Raw genomic sequence first — 3,333 nt, forward strand, 5'->3', positions numbered from 1 at the left:
AGCCCGGAACGGGCGCGGGCGGTGCGGAGAGCGCCCGCACGCCCGGAATGGTCGGTCGCGAGCGACGCGGAGGGCGGAACGCGGCGAGCGGGGCGGGCCATAACGGACACACCTGTCTAGCCGGCCACATCGCTCGGTGAGCCATCTACCGTCCTGGTGGACTCAGAAAGGGCGAGGCCGTCTCGGCCGTCCCCCGGCCCCGCAAGCACCGCAGGCACGAGGCGCGCAGCGGCGGTCGTGGGACGTCGAGCGGCCGAGGGCTTTCGTATCCGTCGCCTCACGCTCTCAATATTGAACTGGATCAGGTGCCTGAAACCTCGAACCGGGCCCCGCCGTCAGTGCCCTCGGTGACCTCAATCTCCCACCCGTGAGCTTCGACGACGCGTTTGACGATCGCGAGACCGAACCCGGTGCCGTCTTGGTTGGTCGTGTAGCCGCTCTCGAAGATATCGTCTCGTTCAGCCGCCGGAATACCGGGACCGGTATCTTCGACGAAGAAGCCGCCGTCGAGGGCACCGACGCGAATTGTGACCCCCTCGCCGCCGTGTTCGATTGCGTTCCGGTACAGGTTTTCGAACACCTGGATGAGTCGACTACGATCCGCGTCGATCTGGACGCTCGACTCGATCTCGAGCGAAACGGATTCGGTTGTGACGTTGGTCCAGGCTTGATTAGCGATCGTGCGCAGTGCAACCGGTTCCGTCTCACCAACGGCATCGCCTTCGCGGGCGAGTGTCAACATATCCTTGATGAGCCGTTCCATCCGATCGAGCGCGCGATCGATGGCCTCGACGTGGTCTATCTCGCCAGTCATCTGTATGAGCTCCAGGCGACCCTGGGCGACATTCAGGGGATTTCGGAGGTCGTGCGAGAGGATGCTGGCGAACTCTTCGAGGCGGTCGCGTTCGCGTCGGATGGTCGACTCCGCCTCGATGCGCTGGAGGGCCGTCGTGACGTGCGTTGCGAGCATCTCGGCGACCTCTTCATCACGTTCGGAGAACGCTGCTGGCTCGTGGGCAAACGCCTGCACGACCCCGTATTCCCCGAGAGGGATACTTAACAGCGCTTGTGGCTCCGCTAGGTCCGCGTCCGGAAGTGACTCTCTGTCCTGAACCGGGGACTGTGCTGCTGAGCGCGTATCCGTTAGATCGTCGAGTCGGAGGACTTCCCCGGACTGGTAGCTCTGCCCCGCGTATCCGAGAGTTGCGGATATGGGCTGACACTCCTCGAGGGACTCGTGGTCAGAACTGGCGGCCGGCACGAGCTGGTCCCCGTCCGCAATCGCCACGCGGGCAACAGCGGCCGGGAAGACGTCAACGACCCCGTCTGCAGTGCGTTGGTACACCTCTTCTTTGGATGCTGCCCTGGTGATCTCGGTCGCGACCTCGTGTAGCTGCGTGACTTTCGACGTGTGGTCACGAAGCTGCTCCTCGGCTGCTTTTCGGTCGGAAATGTCCTGAATAACGCCCGTAAAGAGGTGGTCGTCGCCTACGACGTATTCGCCAAAACTGACTTCGACGGGGAATTCCTCGCCGTCGGCGCGCAGGCCGGCCAATTCGAGGCCATCCCAGTCGACAGTTCGCCTACCGTCAGAGAGGTACTGAGACAGCCCCTCGAGATGCGCCTCACGGAATCGGGCCGGAATCAGCTTCGTCAGCGGTTCGCCGACGAGATCCGTTGTGGGATAGCCGAAGAGGGCTTCGGTCGCGTCGTTCGCGTAGCGGATTGTACTCGTTTCGTCGATCGAGATGACCGCAAACGGCGAGTTCTCCGTGAGCGCCCGGAAGCGATGTTCTGAAAGTTCGAGTTGGTGTTCCCGTGCTTGGAGCCCCGTCGCATAGTAGCCGAGAAGCACACCGGCGGCCATGAAGATGCCAGCGCCATTGAGGTTCAACACGATCGGTTCCCCGGACGGAACCTGTTCCAGCGAGATGATGAAAACGAACCAGAGGTTGACAGCTACGCCGACGATGGCGCCGCCCAGCGTCCACTTTGAAAGCTGTCTGACACGGGCTGTTGGAGTCGTTCTGGCGAGCCATATCCCGCCGACGATGAGCCCGATGCCGACGACGAATGGTAGCGCTACCTCAGTGAGGTCGATAATGGGATCGTCGGTGTCAGTCGCGGTTCGGGCGAGTGTGAGCAGAAGGAGTACAGCTCCAAGGATGGTGACCGACCATTGACTCACCGCCCGAGACCAATCCCTCATCTGAAAGGTATAGCAGGTTCTAGGTTCATAATTTGCCTGATTGGAGAACGTACGTGATTGCACGCCTCACACCAGCTACACCCGGAATTGGAACGTTCGGAAGTCGATATTCCACGGATGGCATGCTATTGGTCCTCCGCGTGTCCGCCTTGGGGATCGACGATTTCGACAGCATCGCCTGTAACTGCGAGCTGAATCCCCTCGACAGTGACACGAACCTCGACTGATCCACTGGATCCGGCTACCAGCTGCTCAACTGCTTCGACATCGATATAGTCGTGTAATTGGTACTGGTCGCGGTCCACTCCACACGATTCCAAGGCCTCGATAATCTCCACGGTGAGGGTTTGTGGTGAGGACTGGTCCATCACAATGCTCGTAGACTAGGGTGGGGAGCCGTTAAAACATTGGGAGTCAACTACAGGAGCGTATCGCTTTTCTAATCGACTTAGCGCGTTCGGGATAGCGTCGGCGCAACCAGAAGCGATTATGCGCTTTGACGCCGACTGGATGTCTCGCGCCGATGACCGCATTCTAGAGCATCTTGCTGAAGCCGGCCCCGATACACCCAAGGAAATGGCTGACAGCGATCGCGTTCGATTCTCCCGGCAACACATCAACGCCCGATGCAAGACACTGGTCGAATACGGCCTCCTCGTCCACCTCGGCAACGGCGTCTACGACATCACGCGAACGGGAGAGCAGTATCTCGCCGGCGACCTCGACGCTCGTGACCTCGAAGCTGACTGAACCTACCCTTCCAGAAGCGTGACTAACTGGGCGACGTACGGGCTGTTGTCCCAGCTCCGGTGGGGGCTGATCACGCGAAGTAGCGTTCGCGTCTCCTCGTGGTTCATGTGGCCGTTCCGGGCGTAGTCGCAGATAAGCCGCGGTGTCGGGACGATACGCGGCCCTTCGAGCACCGCGTGGATGAGCGGGAAGTTCGTGCCGCCAAATTCGTCGGTGAGAAAGCCGTCGACGTCGAGCGCGTTCGCGAGGACGATGCCATCAGTTTCGCCGTCATCGAGCCCGAACGTCGGTCGCGCATCCGGGGTATCCTCGCGCGCATACGGATCTTCGACCGTATAGTGGCCACGGGCCGCGAGGACGTTACTCGCCGCAGC

General features: G+C 61.1%; 3 protein-coding genes and 1 pseudogene. 1 reads left to right on the forward strand and 3 read right to left on the reverse strand.

Features of this window, described 5'->3' with window-relative positions:
* Positions 1-301 precede the first annotated feature (301 nt).
* Together ACQUQ1_RS21815 and ACQUQ1_RS21820 are read right to left on the reverse strand one after the other, a co-directional pair.
* Positions 302-2,209: a PAS domain S-box protein gene (locus ACQUQ1_RS21815; RefSeq protein ID WP_435066305.1), complete on the reverse strand. Its 1,908-nt coding sequence runs from the start codon at positions 2,207-2,209 to the stop codon at positions 302-304.
* Positions 2,210-2,334: 125 nt separating this feature from the next.
* Complete coding sequence (locus ACQUQ1_RS21820; protein ID WP_435066306.1) at positions 2,335-2,577, reverse strand: HalOD1 output domain-containing protein; 243 nt, start codon at positions 2,575-2,577, stop codon at positions 2,335-2,337.
* Between the two features lie 121 nt (positions 2,578-2,698).
* Here ACQUQ1_RS21820 and ACQUQ1_RS21825 point away from each other — a divergent pair, with 121 nt between their 5' ends.
* Complete coding sequence (locus ACQUQ1_RS21825) at positions 2,699-2,959, forward strand: MarR family transcriptional regulator (protein ID WP_435066307.1); 261 nt, start codon at positions 2,699-2,701, stop codon at positions 2,957-2,959.
* Between the two features lie 2 nt (positions 2,960-2,961).
* Here the strand turns inward: ACQUQ1_RS21825 and ACQUQ1_RS21830 are convergent.
* Positions 2,962-3,333 (reverse strand): annotated as a pseudogene (locus tag ACQUQ1_RS21830) (hypothetical protein); the annotation flags it as partial.

Origin of the sequence: Halobaculum sp. EA56 (assembly GCF_051195075.1) — an archaeon.
In the GTDB taxonomy this organism is placed as follows: domain Archaea; phylum Halobacteriota; class Halobacteria; order Halobacteriales; family Haloferacaceae; genus Halobaculum.

Coding starts and splice junctions, on each gene's coding strand:
- ACQUQ1_RS21815 (WP_435066305.1), bottom strand. CDS start 2,209: ATGAGGGATTGGTCTCGGGCGGTGAGTCAATGGTCGGTCACCATCCTT.
- ACQUQ1_RS21820 (WP_435066306.1), bottom strand. CDS start 2,577: ATGGACCAGTCCTCACCACAAACCCTCACCGTGGAGATTATCGAGGCC.
- ACQUQ1_RS21825 (WP_435066307.1), top strand. CDS start 2,699: ATGCGCTTTGACGCCGACTGGATGTCTCGCGCCGATGACCGCATTCTA.